Below are 467 nucleotides of genomic sequence, written 5' to 3' on the forward strand. Positions count from 1 at the left end.
AGGCAGGGCATCAGGTCCGCCAGGGTGCCCGCGGCGCGGTCACCGCCGGTGCTGGAGTCGCAGACGAGGCCGACATGGTGTCCCGCGGCCGCCTGGAGGCGGGCGAGATCCATCACGTGCCGGAACAATCCGCCCACGGGCGCCCGGAACACGTGCAGGATCCGGTAACGGTGAGCGAGGCCAGAGTCGTTCGTCTTCGGGACCACGGTCCAGCTCCCGGGAATATCAGTCCCCGAGTTGTGGTGCACCCGCGGTCGCGGGAAACTTAAAGCAGGTCGCCCGCGCTCGACCTTTTCAGCGGAACGGTAACCGGAGTTTTACGCGCGACGTCGCAATCGATTGCGACGCTAGGTCATCGGCGAGCCGTTCAGGCTGGCCCAGATCGTCCCGTAATGGCAGGCCGTGGCGGCGAGGACGAAGCCGTGCCAGATCGCGTTCTGGAAGGGCAGGGTCCGCCAGACGTGGAA

At 67.0% G+C, this 467-nt stretch carries 1 pseudogene; it reads right to left on the minus strand.

From position 1 onward, the window contains the following. Positions 1 to 206, minus strand: a pseudogene (locus tag ACU8YC_RS26955) (hypothetical protein); the annotation flags it as partial. Between the last annotated feature and the right edge of the window lie 261 nt (positions 207 to 467).

Source organism: Citrobacter sp. VF227, assembly GCF_052950715.1.